This window comes from Crossiella cryophila, from assembly GCF_014204915.1.
Taxonomy (GTDB): domain Bacteria; phylum Actinomycetota; class Actinomycetes; order Mycobacteriales; family Pseudonocardiaceae; genus Crossiella; species Crossiella cryophila.
On the sequence record NZ_JACHMH010000001.1, the window covers coordinates 6194309 to 6209411 of the forward strand.

At 71.8% G+C, this 15103-nt stretch carries 18 protein-coding genes; 9 read left to right on the forward strand and 9 right to left on the reverse strand.

From position 1 onward, the window contains the following. Nucleotides 1-31: 31 nt before the first annotated feature. The 3 genes from HNR67_RS27225 to HNR67_RS27235 form a co-directional block, all read right to left on the reverse strand. Nucleotides 32-958 (reverse strand): NADP-dependent oxidoreductase, encoded by a 927-nt coding sequence (locus HNR67_RS27225; RefSeq protein WP_185005052.1) that lies wholly within the window; start codon nt 956-958, stop codon nt 32-34. 88 nt (nt 959-1046) lie between these two features. After that, the gene (locus HNR67_RS27230; protein WP_185005054.1) at nt 1047-1979 is read right to left on the reverse strand and encodes an aminoglycoside phosphotransferase family protein; all 933 of its coding nucleotides are present in this window, start codon (nt 1977-1979) and stop codon (nt 1047-1049) included. 35 nt (nt 1980-2014) lie between these two features. Next, entirely contained in the window at nt 2015-2245 is a 231-nt protein-coding gene (locus tag HNR67_RS27235) for a hypothetical protein (RefSeq protein ID WP_185005055.1), read from the reverse strand. Nucleotides 2246-2331: 86 nt separating this feature from the next. Between HNR67_RS27235 and HNR67_RS27240 the strand changes: the two genes are divergently transcribed. After that, nucleotides 2332-2916, forward strand: a complete 585-nt coding sequence (locus HNR67_RS27240) for a TetR/AcrR family transcriptional regulator (RefSeq protein ID WP_185005056.1) — start codon at nt 2332-2334, stop codon at nt 2914-2916. Here the strand turns inward: HNR67_RS27240 and HNR67_RS27245 are convergent. Continuing rightward, nucleotides 2882-3202 (reverse strand): ArsR/SmtB family transcription factor, encoded by a 321-nt coding sequence (locus HNR67_RS27245; protein WP_185005057.1) that lies wholly within the window; start codon nt 3200-3202, stop codon nt 2882-2884. The genes HNR67_RS27240 and HNR67_RS27245 overlap by 35 nt on opposite strands. Before the next feature lie 85 nt (nt 3203-3287). Between HNR67_RS27245 and HNR67_RS27250 the strand changes: the two genes are divergently transcribed. The 3 genes from HNR67_RS27250 (at nt 3288) to HNR67_RS27260 (ending at nt 7420) form a co-directional block, all read left to right on the forward strand. Next, a complete protein-coding gene (locus HNR67_RS27250) occupies nt 3288-4046 on the forward strand; it encodes an SDR family NAD(P)-dependent oxidoreductase (protein WP_185005058.1) in 759 nt (252 codons plus the stop codon). Nucleotides 4047-4096: 50 nt separating this feature from the next. Further along, nucleotides 4097-4858 (forward strand): crotonase/enoyl-CoA hydratase family protein, encoded by a 762-nt coding sequence (locus tag HNR67_RS27255; protein ID WP_185005059.1) that lies wholly within the window; start codon nt 4097-4099, stop codon nt 4856-4858. Nucleotides 4859-4948: 90 nt separating this feature from the next. Then, complete coding sequence (locus tag HNR67_RS27260) at nt 4949-7420, forward strand: DEAD/DEAH box helicase (protein ID WP_221491052.1); 2472 nt, start codon at nt 4949-4951, stop codon at nt 7418-7420. Here HNR67_RS27260 and HNR67_RS27265 read toward each other — a convergent pair. After that, nucleotides 7417-7995 (reverse strand): SRPBCC domain-containing protein, encoded by a 579-nt coding sequence (locus HNR67_RS27265; RefSeq protein WP_185005061.1) that lies wholly within the window; start codon nt 7993-7995, stop codon nt 7417-7419. The two genes, HNR67_RS27260 and HNR67_RS27265, sit on opposite strands and share 4 nt — an antisense overlap. Nucleotides 7996-8216: 221 nt before the next feature. Here HNR67_RS27265 and HNR67_RS27270 point away from each other — a divergent pair, with 221 nt between their 5' ends. From HNR67_RS27270 to pip, 3 genes are read left to right on the forward strand one after another with little or no spacing between them, the layout of a single operon-like run. Then, on the forward strand, nt 8217-8648 hold the full coding sequence (locus HNR67_RS27270) for a helix-turn-helix domain-containing protein (RefSeq protein WP_185005062.1): 432 nt from the start codon (nt 8217-8219) through the stop codon (nt 8646-8648). Beyond that, nucleotides 8645-9499, forward strand: a complete 855-nt coding sequence (locus HNR67_RS27275; RefSeq protein ID WP_185005063.1) for an alpha/beta fold hydrolase — start codon at nt 8645-8647, stop codon at nt 9497-9499. The genes HNR67_RS27270 and HNR67_RS27275 overlap by 4 nt, the downstream gene beginning before the upstream one ends. Before the next feature lie 15 nt (nt 9500-9514). Further along, on the forward strand, nt 9515-10435 hold the full coding sequence (pip, locus tag HNR67_RS27280) for a prolyl aminopeptidase (protein WP_185005064.1): 921 nt from the start codon (nt 9515-9517) through the stop codon (nt 10433-10435). Here pip and HNR67_RS27285 read toward each other — a convergent pair. Next, the gene (locus tag HNR67_RS27285; RefSeq protein WP_221490068.1) at nt 10432-11043 is read right to left on the reverse strand and encodes a LysE family translocator; all 612 of its coding nucleotides are present in this window, start codon (nt 11041-11043) and stop codon (nt 10432-10434) included. The two genes, pip and HNR67_RS27285, sit on opposite strands and share 4 nt — an antisense overlap. A 115-nt stretch (nt 11044-11158) precedes the next feature. On the opposite strand from HNR67_RS27285, the gene HNR67_RS27290 reads away from it, so the two are divergent. Further along, complete coding sequence (locus tag HNR67_RS27290) at nt 11159-11614, forward strand: Lrp/AsnC family transcriptional regulator (protein ID WP_185005066.1); 456 nt, start codon at nt 11159-11161, stop codon at nt 11612-11614. On the opposite strand, the gene HNR67_RS27295 is transcribed toward HNR67_RS27290, so the two are convergent. Further along, on the reverse strand, nt 11586-12428 hold the full coding sequence (locus HNR67_RS27295) for an SDR family oxidoreductase (protein WP_185005067.1): 843 nt from the start codon (nt 12426-12428) through the stop codon (nt 11586-11588). The genes HNR67_RS27290 and HNR67_RS27295 overlap by 29 nt on opposite strands. Before the next feature lie 109 nt (nt 12429-12537). On the opposite strand from HNR67_RS27295, the gene HNR67_RS27300 reads away from it, so the two are divergent. Then, nucleotides 12538-13104 (forward strand): TetR family transcriptional regulator, encoded by a 567-nt coding sequence (locus HNR67_RS27300; protein WP_185005068.1) that lies wholly within the window; start codon nt 12538-12540, stop codon nt 13102-13104. A 2-nt stretch (nt 13105-13106) separates the two neighbouring features. Here the strand turns inward: HNR67_RS27300 and HNR67_RS27305 are convergent, their stop codons facing one another. Both HNR67_RS27305 and HNR67_RS27310 read right to left on the reverse strand, forming a co-directional pair. Beyond that, nucleotides 13107-14018 carry an NADP-dependent oxidoreductase gene (locus HNR67_RS27305; RefSeq protein WP_185011165.1) on the reverse strand — a complete coding sequence of 304 codons (912 nt, stop codon included), beginning with the start codon at nt 14016-14018 and terminating at the stop codon, nt 13107-13109. A gap of 49 nt (nt 14019-14067) precedes the next feature. Beyond that, nucleotides 14068-15039, reverse strand: a complete 972-nt coding sequence (locus HNR67_RS27310) for a GlxA family transcriptional regulator (protein WP_407645186.1) — start codon at nt 15037-15039, stop codon at nt 14068-14070. Nucleotides 15040-15103 lie beyond the last annotated feature (64 nt).

The window sequence follows — 15103 nt, forward strand, 5'->3', positions numbered from 1 at the left end:
CGGCGGCGCCCGGGGTCGGCAACCTGATTTGTCAGTCCGTCAGCAGGACGAGCTTGCCGCGGACGTGGCCGCTGTCGCTGTCCCGGTGCGCGGCGGCGGCGTCCTTGAGTGGGTAGGTGCGGGCGATCGGCAGGGTGATCTTGCCCTCGGCGACCAGGGCGACCGCGTCGGCCAGGGCCTCGGGGACCTCCTCGGCGGGGCCGCCGTAGCTGGCCCGGACGCCGAAGTCGGCGGCCTGGCCGTCGGCGATGGTGACCACCCGCTCGGGGCCGCCGGTCAGGGTGAGCAGGGCGGGCAGGCCGCCGCGGCCGGAGAGGTCGATGGCCGCGTCCACGCCCAGCGGGGCGATGTCCTTGACCCTGGTCACCAGGCCGGGGCCGTAGCTGACCGGGATCGCGCCGAGTTCGCGCAGGTAGTCGTGGTTGGCCTCGCCCGCGGTGCCGATCACGATCAGGCCCTGGTGCCTGGCCAGCTGCACGGTGAGGGTGCCGACCCCGCCCGCCGCGCCGTCGATGAGTACCGTCTCCCCCGGTTGCGCGCCGACCAGGGCGAGCACCCGGTAGGCGGTGGTGGCCACCACGGGCAGGCCGGCGGCGGTGGCCCAGTCGAGTTCGGCGGGTTTGCGGGTGAGTTTGGCCGGGCTGGCCAGGGTGTAGGTGGCGTAGCTGCCGGTGGCGGCCGAGCCGAGCACCTCATCGCCAACGGCGAACTCGGTGACGTCAGGGCCGAGGGCGTCGATCACCCCGGCCACGTCGGAGCCGGGCACGGCGGGGAAGGCGGCGGGCAGGCCGGGGAAGGCGCCGCTGCGCACCTTGCTGTCGAAGGGGTTGACGCCCGCGGCCTTCACCCGCAGCCGGACCTGGCCGGGGCCTGGTTCGGGCCGGTCGATCTCGGTGGGGTGCAGCACCTCGGGGCCGCCGTGTTCGGTGAAGACGATGGCCGGGTCGCGCTCTGGCATGGGGGTCCGTTCGGGGCTCGGTGGGTGGGTCTGGTCCGAGCCTGCGCTGTGCCGGGGTGGCACGCCAGCCACGATCGGGTCGAGTGGGTCAGGTCGGGTATTGGGTCAACGCTTCGGCGATGGTGCGCTGTTCCGGGTCGATCCGGAGCTTGCCGTCCTCGATGTCCCACAGGCAGTTCTGCAGCACCCGGCCCAGCGTCCAGCGGGTGGCCCGCTCCCGGTCCAGGCCGAGTCGTTCGGTCATCAGGTCGAAGCGGCGGCGCAGTGCGCGGTGCGGGTCACCGGTGGCCACCAGGTCGGCCCAGCGGTTGCTCAGCGCGGGTTGCAGGTCGAATCCCGGGTCGCCTGCCAGGGGTTTGGGGTCAATGGCGAGCCAGGGTTCGCGGTCGGTTCCGGGCAGCGGGGCCAGCACGTTGTCGTAGTGCAGGTCCCAGTGCAGCAGCCGGTCGCCTGGCTCGTCGAGCACCTCGGCGACCGCGGCCGCGTACCCGCGCACCAGTTCGGCCTCGGCCGGGTCGGGCAGCTGGGCGGCCGCGGCCGGGGTGTCGGCGACCATGGCCGCGGCGATGTCGGCCAGCCGCCGCAGTTCCGGCGGGGCTGGCAGGGCGACCAGGCGGCCGAGCAGGTCGGTGAGGATGGTCAGGGCCTGCTCGTCGTCGGGAAGGACGGTGAGCGGGCGGGTGGCGTCCAGGCGTTCGAGCAGCATGGTGCAGGTGGGCTCGTCGTGCCTGAGCAGCCGCACCACGCCGTCGCCGTCCCAGCCGCGCAGCCCGACGGGTTCGCCGATGTTCTCCTCGTTGACCCGCTGCAGCTTCAGCACGGCCAGGCTGTCGTCGGCCTGGCGCACCGGCAGCACCAGCGAGGCCATACCGTGCGCGGGATCGCCGTCCAGGCGCAGTTCCCAGCGGTCCAGGAAGTCCGCGACCAGCGCGGGCAGGGCTTCGATCCACGCCAGGCCGTCGGCCCCGTCGTGTTGCTGGTGCAGGGCGGCGAAGGCGGGCGGTACCTCGATCAGCGTCATCAGGTCCGATTATTGGACCCCGGCCAAACGGTTTTTCAGGCGCGCTTGCGGCGTTCCAGCACCGCGATCAGCCCGAACCCGACCCCGATCACCAGCAGCGGCACCACATAGCCCATGGTCCCGGTCTGCTCGCCGAAGATCCACCGGAACGGCCCGCTGTGCTGTCCCTCGATGAACCAGCGGATCAGCGGCACCGCGCCCAGGGTGATCCCGACGATCGCGATCACGCCCTGGGCACCGTCGATCGCGCTGACGCTCTTGGCCATGTGCACTCCTCCCTCGGGTCAATACGGTCGTACTGTAGGGCAGACCGCGTGGATCTTCAATACGAGCGTATTGGTAGGCTGGACCGGTGGCACGGACCGATGTCGAGGAGCAGAAGGCGCAGATCGCCGAGGCGCTGTGGCGGCTGGCCGCCCGCGCCGGGCTGGAGGCGGTGAGCGTGCGCGAGGTGGCCGCCGAGGCCGGCGTGTCGGTCGGTCGGGTGCAGCACTACTTCCGCTCCAAGGACGCGATGCTGCTCTACGGGCTCAAGCTGGCCGGGCAGCGGATGGAGACCCGGATCGCGGACCGACTGACCGGGCTGGCCGGGTCACCGGAGCAGCTGCTGCGGGCCGCACTGGAGGAGGTGCTCGGCGACGATGCGGACACCCGGCAGGCGATCCGGGTCAACGTGGCCTTCCTCGGCCGGGCGATGGAGGACGTGGAGATCGCCGACGTGCTCTTCCAGGACAACGCCGAACTGCGCGCGCTGGCCGCCTACGTGGTGCGGATCGCCCAGTCGCAGGGCCGGGCGGCCGGGCTGGATCCGGAGCGGGAGGCGCGGATCATCTGGTCGCTGGCCGACGCGCTGACCATCGAACTGGCCTGCGGTCAGCTCAGCGCGGCCGAGGCGGGGGACACTATGCGCTACCACCTGGACCGGGTGCTGCGGTAGCGAGTACGGCCTCAAGCAGGCCGGGGCACAGCACGTCCAGGTCGTCGTAACGCAGCCGCAGGTAGTGCCGCCGACCGTGCACGCGCTGGGAGACCACGCCGCTCTCCCGCAGGATCCGCCAATGCGTGGTCATCGTCGACGGGGCGGCGCCGACGTCGATCGCCCCGCAGTAGGTCTCGCCCTGGGCGGCGAGGATCCGCACGGCCGCCAGCCGGATCGGATGACCGAGCGCGGCCAGCACCTTGTCCACGGACATCTGGCCGAGATCGGGATGGAGAGCGGACACGATCCGACTATACCTCCGTACGACATTGTCGTAATGTACGACTCTCTCGTATATCCGTACTGAGAACTGGTCGGAGAACTGAACCATGACGCCTGCGAACAGCGGCCTCGCCAACCGGACCGCCATCGTCACCGGCGCGGGCAGCGGCATCGGCCGGGCCACCGCCCGTGCCCTGGCGGACCAGGGCTGCCGGGTCCTCGCCGTCGGCCGCACCCAAGCCCGGCTGACCGGGACGGCGGGCGATCGGGACACGATCCGCCCGTATCCGATCGACATCACCGCTCCTGGCGCCGCCGCCCAGGTGATCGACACGGTCGGCCGGGAGTTCGGCGGCCTCGACATCCTGATCAACAACGCCGGCGTCGTCGACCAGACACCGATCGGCGGCATCGACCCCACGGTGTTGCAGCGTCACCTGGCCGTCAATCTGATCGCGCCGATCGCCCTGACCCAGCAGGCACTCCCCCTGCTCGAAGCCGCGCACGGCACGGTGGTGAACGTCAGCACCGCCGTTGGGCAACGCGGCTGGGTCCCGATGTCCTCCTACGGCGCGAGCAAGGCCGCCCTGGACTTCCTCACCAGAACCTGGGCGGTCGAACTGGCTCCCAGGGGCATCCGGGTCGTCGCCGTCGCACCGGGTCCCATCAACACTCCGATGCTCGCCAACAACGACTACGGCGAGGCGGACACCGCCGAGATGCACAAGAACCTCGGCCGGGTGCCCCTCGGACGCCCAGGGCGGCCCGAAGAAGTCGCCTGGTGGATCGTGAACATGGTGCGACCGGAGGCCGGCTTCGTCACCGGCGTGGTGCTGCCCGTCGACGGCGGCTACAGCGTCGCCTGATTCGCCAGGGGTGGCGGCGGGGGCGACCTGGCAGCCATTAGGGTTTCCGCATGTCGGTGCGCGTGGAGCGACAGGGCCCGGTCAGCACGGTGGTGCTGTCCCGCCCGGACAAACGCAACGCGGTGGACGGTCCGACCGCGGCGGCGCTGGCCGCGGCCTTCCGGGAGTTCGACGCCGATCCGGCTGCGGCGGTGGCCGTGTTGTGGGGCGAGGGCGGCACCTTCTGCGCCGGCGCGGATCTCACCGCGATCGGCACCGAGCGCGGCAACCAGGTCAGCGCGGACGGGGACGGGCCGATGGGGCCGACCCGGCTGCGGCTGGGCAAGCCGGTGATCGCCGCGGTCAGCGGGTACGCGGTGGCCGGTGGGCTGGAACTGGCGCTGTGGTGCGATCTTCGGGTGGTCGAGGCCGATGCCACCTTCGGCGTGTTCTGCCGCCGCTGGGGGGTGCCGTTGATCGACGGCGGCACGGTCCGGCTGCCCCGGCTGATCGGCGCCTCCCGGGCGATGGACCTCATCCTCACCGGGCGGCCGGTGGACGCGGCCGAGGCCGAGCGGATCGGGCTGGCCAACCGGGTGGTGCCGCCGGGACAGGCGCGGGCCGCGGCCGAGGAACTGGCCGAGCGGCTGGCCCGGTTCCCGCAGACCTGCCTGCGCCAGGACCGGTTGTCGGTGCTGGAACAGGACGGCCTCACCGAGGAGGCCGCGATCGGCAACGAGCTGCGGCACGGCCTGGTCTCGTTGGCCACCGACACCCTGGACGGCGCGCGGCGGTTCACCGCCGGGGCCGGGCGGCATGGCGAGTTCGAGTAGGGATCGGGTGTGCGGCTGACTGAGGAAGAACTCGGGCAGTGGGTGGCGGAGTTCCGGCCGGGCTCGCCGCCGCGCACCGGGCGGGTGCGGCTGGCCGAGGACGAGTGGCTGCCGGTGGCCGAGGCGTTGCCGGTGCTCAGCCGGGCCCGGCGCAATCCGGCGGCGCATCCGGCCGCGGCCTACTGGGGCACGGTGGCGGTCTTCGGGCTGCAACTGGTCACCGCGGGCCGGGCCAGCGCGCTGACCACGGCGGATGAGGAACGGGTGCGGCGCTTCGCCGAGGCGATGCCGGAGCGGGCCGGGTTCGGCGATCCGGTGGACCTGGTCCGGGAGTTCCTGGACGCGGTGGCCGACGGCATGAACGCGGCCGCGCCGGTGCTGCCGTCCCTGCCCGCGCTGACCTCGCTGTCCGAGCTGACCACCTGGAAACCCAAGCCGGAGCCGCCGGTCGCGCCCGAGGTGCGGGTCTCGCTGCGGATCGAGTTCGGGCGCACCCGACTGTTCCGCGCGGTGCTGCAGGTGCACAGCCTCATCGACCCGGCACTGGTCGCCGACGCCGCCGAGGTCTGGGCCGGGCGGGTGGACGGGCTGGGCCCGGAGGTCAAGGCCGGGGTGCTGGCCGCGATCCGGCGCAGCGCGGTGGCCTGGCCGCCGGTGGGTCGGCTGCTGGAAACCGAGGCGCCCGAGGACATCCAGCTCGCCGACGAGGAGGTGCTGCGACTGCTCGGCGGGGTGCCGGGGATCGAGGTGCACTGGCCCAAGGAGCTGGGGCGCGGGCTGAGCGCGCGGGCGGAGGTGGCGGCCACCGCGGAGCGGCCGTCCTTCTTCGGCGGGGACAAGGCATTCGCCTTCCAGTGGCGGCTCGCCTTGGGTGATGACCCGTTGACCGAGGCCGAGCTGGAGCAGCTCACCGAATCGCGGCGGCCGGTGGTGCGGCTGCGCGAGAAGTGGACGCTGGTGCCGCCGGACCTGCGGCGCAAGGCCGACAAGCCGACCATCGCGGTGCTCGGCGGGATGGACGCCCTGGAGGTCGCGCTCACCGGGTCGGCGGTGGTGGCCGGGCAGCGGCTGCCGGTGCGGGCCGCCGGGTGGCTGGAACACATGCGCGGACGGATCGCCGAGCCCGACACCGGCCGCGAACCCGTGCAGCCGCCGGTGGAGCTGGCCGCGACGTTGCGGGACTACCAGTTGCGCGGGTTGCGCTGGCTGGCCCGGATGACCGAACTCGGGCTGGGCGGCTGCCTGGCCGATGACATGGGACTGGGCAAGACGATCACGGTGATCGCGCTGCACCTGCACCGCCGCCCGGACTTCCCCGGACCGACGCTGGTGGTGTGCCCGGCCTCGCTGCTGGGAAACTGGGAACGGGAGATCCACCGGTTCGCGCCAGGGGTCGAAGTCCGCCGCTACCACGGGAACGGGCGCAGCCTGGAGGGTGTCGAGGGCGGGTTCGTGCTCACCACCTACGGCACCATGCGCCTGGACTCCGCGGTGCTGGCCGGGTTCGCCTGGGGCCTGGTGGTGGCCGATGAGGCCCAGCACGTGAAGAACCCGCGCTCGGGCACGGCCAAGGCGTTGCGCACCATCCCGGCCCCGGCCCGGGTCGCGCTGACCGGCACGCCGGTGGAGAACACCCTGGCCGAACTGTGGGCCGTGCTGGACTGGACCACGCCTGGCCTGCTGGGCAGCCTGCCCGCCTTCCGCACCCGGTGGGCCAAGCGGATCGAGGGCGCCAAGGACACCGCGGTGGCCGACCGGTTCGCCCGCCTCGTGCGGCCGTTCCTGTTGCGCCGCCGCAAATCCGACCCCGGCATCGCCCCCGAGCTGCCACCCAAGACCGAGACCGACCAGCCGGTGTCACTGACCAGGGAACAGGCCGCGCTCTACCAGGCGACCGTGCGGGAGAGCCTGGCCGCGATCAAGGACAGCGACGGGCCGATGGCACGCCGGGGCCGGATCGTCTCGCTGCTGATCGCGCTCAAGCAGATCTGCAACCACCCGGCGCAGTTCCTCAAGGAGGCCGAACCCAAGCTGGAGAACCGCTCCGGCAAGCTGGAACTGCTCGACGAACTCCTGGCCACCATCCTGGCCGAGGACGGCGCGGTGCTCGTCTTCACCCAGTACGTGACCATGGCCCGGCTGCTCGAACAACACCTGGACGCCCGCGGCATCCCCACCCAGTTGCTGCACGGCGGCACCCCGGTCCCCCAGCGCGAACAGCTCGTGCAGCGGTTCCAGGACGGGGAGGTGCCGGTGTTCCTGTTGTCGCTCAAGGCCGCGGGCACCGGGCTCAACCTGACCAGGGCCGATCACGTGGTGCACTACGACCGGTGGTGGAACCCGGCGGTGGAGGACCAGGCCACCGACCGCGCCTACCGGATCGGGCAGACCCGGCCCGTGCAGGTGCACCGGCTGATCGCCGAGGGCACGGTGGAGGACCGGATCGCCGAGCTGATCGCGGCCAAGAAGGACCTGGCCGACTCGGTGCTCTCCGCCGGTGAGGCCGCCTTCACCGAACTCACCGACGCCGAACTGGCCGACCTGGTCGAACTGCGCCGCTAGCTGCCCGCCTCGGCGGCGATGCGATCCAGGGCGGCCCGCCACTGCTCGCGGGCCCACTCGCGGGCGTCGGCGTCCGGGAGCTTCTCCACCTGGGCGTGCACCGCGGTCCTGCGCTCGCCGAGCAGGCTGACCTGCACCGTGGCCGGGGTGTCCCAGTCGGCCGGCTGCCAGGTGAAGCGGACCCGGTCCACCGGTTTGACCACCCGGATCTCGCCGCTGACCCCGCCGCCCTCGTACCGGTTGCCCGGCTCGAACCGGACCGGGCCGCCCAGCCACAGCTCCGGGCGCTCGGTGATCACCTTCCACACCACGTCCGCGCCCGCGGACACACTGCGCTGCACGCCGACCTGGAAGCCGGTGGCGGTCTGCCCGACCGCCCGCTTGCCGCGTGCCTGCTCGTAGGTCACCGTGATCGACTGCTGCCACCAGCTGCTGACCTGCGGGTACACCGCGGCCAGGTGCGCGACGATGCCCTTGTGGTCCCAGTCGGCGGCGCCCGCGGCATCCAGCAGGGAGAGCCACTCGGTCCAGTCACGGCCGGTCGCGGTGCGGACGGCGTCGTCCTTGTTGGTCATGGTCCTCAGCCTCGTTCGGGGGGAAGAAACCCCAGCCAGAACAGTCTTGCCGGTAGTGCGCATTGTCGCCTCCGGTGCCTAGTCAGGGCCACGTCCAGGGCTGACTCGGACCAGCCTGACCGCCGGAATTCACCATCCGGCCACCAAGACTGCCTCATTCTTCCCTATCACTCCCTATCGCGTGCTACAGTGGCGTTCGTACGGGAACCAAGGGAGTTGTTGTGGACGACGAGCTGTACACCGTGGACCACGTCGCCGACGTGCTCGGGCTGCACGTGAAGACCGTGCGCAACTATGTGCGCGAGGGACGACTCAAGGCGGTCCGGATCGGCAAGCAGTACCGCATCGCCCGCCGCGACCTGGAGGCGTTCACCGGCCGCACCGCCGAAGCGCCCGCCAGGGAGACCGCGGTGCGGCACCGGCACGCCGAGGCATCCACCGTGGTGCAGATCGAGGCGATCAGCTTCGAGCTGATGAGCGCGGTCAGCGGCGCCATCACCGGTTCCCTGCAGGGCCGCGACTTCCACGCCCAGCCGATGCGCGTGCAGACCTACTACGACCAGGAACGAGCCAGCATGAAGATCATCCTCAACGGGCCGGTCGGCGACACCGCCGCGCTGCTCGACCTCGTCAACCACCTGCTGACCCGATGAACGCCATCTACCGCACCCCGGAGAGCCAACGTCTGCTCGCCGAGCGCTACCGCGCCCTGCTGACCCGCTGGCCGGTACCGTCGGACCAGGAGACGGTGTCCACTTCGGACGGTGACACCTTCGTCATCTCCAGCGGCCCGGCCGACGCGCCGCCGCTGGTGCTGCTGCACGGTTCCGGCGGCAACGCCACCGCCTGGCTGGAGGTGGCCGCGGCGTGGTCGGAGCACTTCCGGCTGCACGCCATCGACATCCCCGGCGAGCCCGGCCTGAGCAACCCTGACCGGATGCCGATGACCTCGGGTGCGCACGTGCGCTGGCTGAGCGAGGTGCTCGGGGCGCTGGGGGTGCGGCGAGCCCCGTTCGTGGCCACCTCGCTGAGCGGGCAGATCGCGCTGGACCAGGCGGTGCACCGGCCGGAGCAGGTGGAACGGCTGGCCCTGGTGTGCCCCAGCGGCATCGGCAGGCAGACCTTCGGCTGGCTGCCCAAGGCGCTGCTGTACGGACTGCAGGGGGAAGCCGGGCGGCGCAAGCTGTTCCGGCTGATCATGGGCACCTCGACGCTGCCCGCGGAGATGGAGGAGTACCTGCTCTTCGTCAACCGGCACTTCCGGCCGCGCCGGGACAAGATCCGGGTGGCCACCGACGAGGAGCTGGCCGGGCTGGACCTGCCGATGATGGTCGGGATCGGCGGGAAGGACGTGCTGCTGGACTCGGCGCAGACGCAGAGCAGGCTGGCCGGGTTCGTGCCGCGGGCGAAGGTGCACCTGTCGCCGGGGACCGGGCACTATGTGCCGGTGTCCAGCCTGCCGGTGCTGGAGTTCCTGCTCTCCCAGCAGGAATCCCGCGCCTGAGCCGAGGGAGTCGGGGTGTATCCGGAGATCGAGCCGCACGAGCACGGGTTCCTGGAGGTCGGCGACGGCCACCGGGTGTACTGGGAGGTGTGCGGCAATCCGGCTGGCCTGCCCGCGGTGGTGCTGCACGGCGGTCCCGGCTCGGGCTGCACGCCGAGCTGGCGGCAGTACCTCGACCCGGCCAGGTACCGGATCGTGCTGTTCGACCAGCGTGGCTGCGGGCGCAGCACCCCGCACGCCGGTGAATCCGAGTCGGCCTTGCGGGCCAACACCACCGCGCACCTGCTCGCCGACATCGAGGCGCTCCGCGAACTGCTCGGGGTGCGGCGGTGGCTGGTGTTCGGCGCCTCGTGGGGTTGCGTGCTCGGGCTGCGCTACGCACAGACCTTCCCGGAACGGGTGGCCGCGGCGGTGTTCTTCGCCCTGGCCACCGGCAGCCGGGCCGAGACCGACCTGCTCACCCACGGTCTCGGCCCGGTGTTTCCCGAGGCGTGGCAACGGTTCTCCGCCGGACTCGACGGCGATCTGTCCGCCGCCTACCACCGGTTGCTGACCGATCCGGACCCGGAGGTGTGTGCCGAGGCCGCGCGGCGGTGGTGCGCATGGGAGGACGCGATCGTGCCCACCTCGCCGCCGTCCCCTCGGTTCCGGGACCCGCGGTTCCGGCTGGGTTTCGCCCGGCTGGTCACCCACTACTGGGCCAACGGGAGTTTCCTGGCCGACGGGATCGCGCTGCGGGAGGCCGGAAAGCTCGCCGGGATCCCGGCCGTGCTGGTGCAGGGGACCATGGATCTGTCCAACCTGCTCGGCACGCCGTGGCTGCTGCACCAGGCCTGGCCGGGCAGCGAGCTGGTCATGATCGAGCACGCCGGACACGGCTCGGGCGGCGGCATGGCCGCGGCCCTGGTCGCCGCGACCGACCGGTTCGCCGGCTAGAGCAGGCGTTCCAGCAGCAACAGGGCGCCGATGAGGATCATCGCCACGCCGGAGATCCGGGAGACCAGGCGGGCGACCGCGGGCCGGGCGCGCAGCAGGCCGTCGGCGGCGGCGCCGACCGCCAGGTAGACCGCGCCGCAGGTGGCGGTGAAGGTCAGGCCCAGTGCGGCGAGCTGGAGCGGCAATGGCCAGCTCGCGGCGGGGTCGGTGAACTGGGGCAGCATGGCCACGAAGACCAGCAGGCCCTTGGGGTTGAGGCCGCTGACCGCCATGCCCTGGGCGAGGGTGCGCAGCCTGCCGCCGGCGGGGACCTCGGCCGCGCCGGGTGGTGTGGCCGGACTCCGGACGATCTTGGAGCCCAGCCACACCAGGTACACCCCGCCGACGACGGTCAGCGTGGCCAGTGCCGCCGGGGTGGCGGAGATCAACAAGCCCAGTCCGGCGGCGACCACCAGGGTCATCGCCAGGTAGCCGAGCACGATGCCGCCGGCGGCCGGGACCACCTGGCGGCGCAGGCCGGCGTTGATGGCGAAGGCCCAGTCCGGGCCGGGCACCGCGATAAGCAGGGCGGCCACGCCCCAGAAGGTGAGCAGCGAAGCGACAGGCACGGGGTTTCCACTTTCCGCGGGGGATCTGGTTGTGCCTGAAAAGCTATGCGTCAACTCGCCAAAGGTGCTTCCAACAATTGCCCCCGCGGACCTGCTGCATGGAAGAATCTTCCACATGGACGCCGTGGACCGGAAGATCCTTGCCGTGTTGCAGGAAGAGGGGCGGCTGACGCTCACCGAGCTGGCCCAGCGGGTACAGCTCAGCGTCTCGCCCTGTCACCGGCGGCTGCGGGCGCTGGAGCGCGACGGCACCATCCGCGGGTACCGCGCGGTGGTGGACCCGGCGGCGCTGGGCCTGAACTTCGAGGCGCTGGTCTTCGTCACCATGCGCCAGGAGGACCGGGAGACGCTGCTGAGTTTTGAGGACGCGCTCACCCGGATCCCGAACGTGCTGCTGGCCCAACGGCTTTTCGGCGATCCCGACTACCTGCTGCGGATCGTCACCGCCGACCTGGCCGCCTACCAGCAGCTGGAGGACGATGTGCTCTCCGCGCTGCCCGGGGTGCAGCGGCTCAACTCCACCCTGGTGATGAAGCGGGTGGTCAACGACCGGTCGCTGCCGGCTTCCTGACCGCGGTCTCCCGCTGCGCCTCGGCCTGGGCCAGCCGCGCGGCCAGCGCGGTGGTGACCTGCTCGTAGGCGTCCGCGCCCAGCAGCAGCCGGGTGGGCGGTTCGGGGCTGGCGACCGCCTCGATGATGGTCTCGGCGTAGTGCGCCGGGTCGCCGAACTCGTAGCCGGAATCACCGGAGAGCAGCGCGCGCAGCTGGGCCACCGGGCCGTCGGCGTAGGCCGGCAGCTCCTCGGTCACCGCCATGCCGGCGCCGATGAACTCGGTGGCGGTGCCGCCCGGTTCGACCAGGGTGGTGCGGATGCCGAAGGGGGCGATCTCCGGGGCCAGGCTCTCGTAGAAGCCCTCGATGCCCCACTTGCTGGCGTGGTACGGGCTGGACCCGGCGAAGGCCATCTGCCCGCCCATGCTGGAAAGCTGCACCAGATGCCCGCCGCCCTGGGCGCGCAGGTGCGGCAGCGCGGCGCGGGCGAGCTGGATGGAGCCGAGCAGGTTGGTGTCGAGCTGGCGGGTCAGCTGCTCGTCGGTGAACTCCTCGGTGGCGCCGAGCACGCCATAGCCGGCGTTGCTGACCACCACGTCGATCCGGCCCAGCTCGGCGAAGGCCGCGTCGACCACCGCGCGCAGTTGTGCGGTGTCGGTGACGTCCAGGCGGCGCACCCAGAGCTGCTCGCCGTAGCGGGCGGCCAGGTCGTCGAGCTGTTCGGGGCGGCGCAGGGTGGCCGCGACGCGGTGGCCGCGGGCCAGGAGTTGTTCGGTGAGCACGCGGCCGAAGCCGGTGGAGGTGCCGGTGATGAACCAGGTGCTGGCAGACATGGGGACCTCTTCAGGAGACGTACCTAACTGGGTAGTTACAGGTAAGCACAGGATCCACAGTGTGTCCATAACCGGTTAGTTACCCCTGTTGACCGGGTAGAGTCGCGGTATGCCACCGGACTCCACCGCGACCAAGGCCCGTCTGCTGGACGCGGCCAGTGCCGAGTTCACCCGCTACGGCATCGCCGGCGCCAGGGTGGACCGGATCGCGGAGCAGGCCAAGGCGAACAAGCGGCTGATCTACGTCTACTTCGGCAACAAGGACGAGCTGTTCGACATCGTGCTGGCCCGCTCCACCGCGGCCATCTCCGACCTGGTCCCGTTCACCCCTGAGGACCTGCCGGACTACGCGGTGCGCCTGTTCGACGCGCTGCTGGTCAACCAGGACGTGTTGCGGCTCAACGCCTGGCGGCAGCTGGAGCGGCCGCTGACCGCGGCCGAGCGAATGGCCGACCTGGCCTACAAGCAGGCACCCCTCGCCGCCGCGCAGCAGGCGGGCGCCCTGGACGCCGGGCTGGATCCGGAGGATCTGCTGATCCTGGTGATCGGGCTGGCGATGGCCTGGTTCACCCACTTCGGCTCGGCGGTGGCCGAGAGCGTGCACGACGAGGCGGCGCGGGTGTCCCGGCACCGGGAGGCGATCCGGGAAGCCGTGCGCCGCCTCGTCGGCGGCTGACCTCAGTCCAGGGTCAGCACGACCTTGCCGCTGCCGTGGCCGGTCTCGACCTCGCGGTGGGCGTCCTGGATCTGGTGCATCGGGTAGGCCCGGCGGACCGGGAACCGCAGCCTGCCCTCGGCGTAGAGCTTGGCCAACCTGCCGAGGCGTTCGGCGGACCTGGTGCCGTTGACCAGCTGAACTCCCAGGTCAGCCGCCCTGTCGTGGTCCACCAGCGTGACGATCTGCCTCGGCTCGGACACCAGGGTCAGCGACAGGTCCAGTGCCACTCCCCCGGCCCCGTCCAGCACCGCGTCCACCCCGTTCGGGACGAGGTCCGTCAGCTGCGCGGCCAGGGTGTCTCCGTAGATCACCGGGGTGGCGCCGAGCGAGCGCAGGTAGTCCTGGTTGGCGGCACTGGCGGTGCCGATCACCCTGGCGCCGCGGAGCTGGGCGAGTTGCACGGCGGCGGTGCCCACCGACCCGGCGGCGGCGTGCACGAGCAGGGTGTCGCCGAGCTTGATGTCGAGCTGGTCCAGGGCGAGGGTGGCGGTCTGGGTGCCCGCGGTGAAACCACCGGCGACCTCCCAGGGCATCTCCGGGGGCTTGGGGGTGACCGCGTCGGCGGGGACCACCACGTACTCGGCCTGGGCGTTGAGCACGGAGAAGCCCAGCACCTCCGCGCCCGGCGCGATCCCGGTGACCTGCTCCCCCACCGCGTCGATCACCCCGGCGAACTCGTTGCCCAGTGGCTGGGGGAAGGTCACCGCGCCATACGGCGGGGTCCAGCCCGCGCGCACGGCCAGGTCGAAGGGCTGGATCCCGGCCGCCCGCACCCGCACCCTGACCTGACCGGGGCCCGGCTCCGGCAGCGGCATCTCCACCACGTCCAGTACTTCGATCCCGCCGAACCTGGTGGCCGCGGCGGCTCGCATCGTTTTGGTTGTCATGACTGGAAGTCCACTACCTCCAGTTAACTTGAGGTCAAGCGGTGAAGGCGCGCCGGTAGTCGGTGGGTGCGATGCCGACGTGCGCGGTGAAGTGCCGCCGCAGGTTCGCCCCGGAACCCAGCCCACAGCGCTCGCCGACCTGCTCGACCGAGAGCGCTGTCGTCTCCAGCAGGGCCTGGGCGTGTGCGAGGCGCTGGCTGAGCAGCCATTGCAGCGGGGTGGTGCCGGTGGCCTCGTGCAGGCGGCGGAAGAAGGTGCGCTGACTCATCCCGGCGCGGCGGGCCAGTTCGGCCACGGTCAGCGGCCGGTCCAGGTGGTGGGTGGCCCATTCCAGCACCGGGGCGATGCTGTCGTCGTCGGTGGCGGGCACGTGCCGGGTGACGAACTGGGCCTGGCCGCCGGTGCGGTGCGCGGGCACGCACAGCCGCCGGGCGAGCTGGTTGGCCACGTGCGCGCCGAGGTCCTGGCGCACCAGGTACAGGCACAGGTCGAGCCCGGCGGCCGCGCCCGCGCTGGTCAGGATCTGGCCCTCGTCGATGTAGAGCACCGAATCGTCGACCTCGACCTTCGGGTAGCGGCGGGCGAGTTCGGCGGTGTAGGACCAGTGCGCGGTGGCCCGGCGGCCGTCCAGCAGCCCGGCCTCGGCGAGTACGAACGCGCCGTTGCACAGCGCGGCGATCCGGGCGCCGCTGTCCGCGGCGGCCTGGAGTTCCTTGACCAGCAACGGATCCAGCGGCTCGGTGCCGTGCAGCACGGTCTCGGGGACCGAGGGCACCAGGATGGTGTTCGCGCCGTGCAGGCCCTCCAGGCCGTGCTCGGGGTTGAGCACGAAACCACGACTGGCCCTGGGCAGGTCGGGGCGGGTGCCGCACAGGCGCATCTCGTACCAGGGGTCGGCCAGGTCGGGGTACTCGACGCCGAAGACCACGCAGGCCAGGCCGACCTCGTAGACGTCCCACAGCGTGGGTGCGTTGTCGTCGGTGACCACGATCGCCACGGTTCCCACGCTCATGCCGCCAGCCTATGGCAGTAATCGTGCGGATATCGGCATTTCTGCCACTGTCGATCGG

Excerpts from the sequence above, each read along its gene's own strand:
- HNR67_RS27255 (WP_185005059.1), top strand. The coding sequence starts at position 4,097 with ATGTCGGTGCGCGTGGAGCGACAGGGCCCGGTCAGCACGGTGGTGCTG.
- HNR67_RS27275 (WP_185005063.1), top strand. The coding sequence starts at position 8,645 with ATGAACGCCATCTACCGCACCCCGGAGAGCCAACGTCTGCTCGCCGAG.
- HNR67_RS27235 (WP_185005055.1), bottom strand. The coding sequence starts at position 2,245 with ATGGCCAAGAGCGTCAGCGCGATCGACGGTGCCCAGGGCGTGATCGCG.
- HNR67_RS27230 (WP_185005054.1), bottom strand. The coding sequence starts at position 1,979 with ATGACGCTGATCGAGGTACCGCCCGCCTTCGCCGCCCTGCACCAGCAA.
- HNR67_RS27265 (WP_185005061.1), bottom strand. The coding sequence starts at position 7,995 with ATGACCAACAAGGACGACGCCGTCCGCACCGCGACCGGCCGTGACTGG.
- HNR67_RS27290 (WP_185005066.1), top strand. The coding sequence starts at position 11,159 with ATGGACGCCGTGGACCGGAAGATCCTTGCCGTGTTGCAGGAAGAGGGG.
- HNR67_RS27225 (WP_185005052.1), bottom strand. The coding sequence starts at position 958 with ATGCCAGAGCGCGACCCGGCCATCGTCTTCACCGAACACGGCGGCCCC.
- HNR67_RS27300 (WP_185005068.1), top strand. The coding sequence starts at position 12,538 with ATGCCACCGGACTCCACCGCGACCAAGGCCCGTCTGCTGGACGCGGCC.
- HNR67_RS27305 (WP_185011165.1), bottom strand. The coding sequence starts at position 14,018 with ATGCGAGCCGCCGCGGCCACCAGGTTCGGCGGGATCGAAGTACTGGAC.
- HNR67_RS27295 (WP_185005067.1), bottom strand. The coding sequence starts at position 12,428 with ATGTCTGCCAGCACCTGGTTCATCACCGGCACCTCCACCGGCTTCGGC.
- HNR67_RS27250 (WP_185005058.1), top strand. The coding sequence starts at position 3,288 with ATGACGCCTGCGAACAGCGGCCTCGCCAACCGGACCGCCATCGTCACC.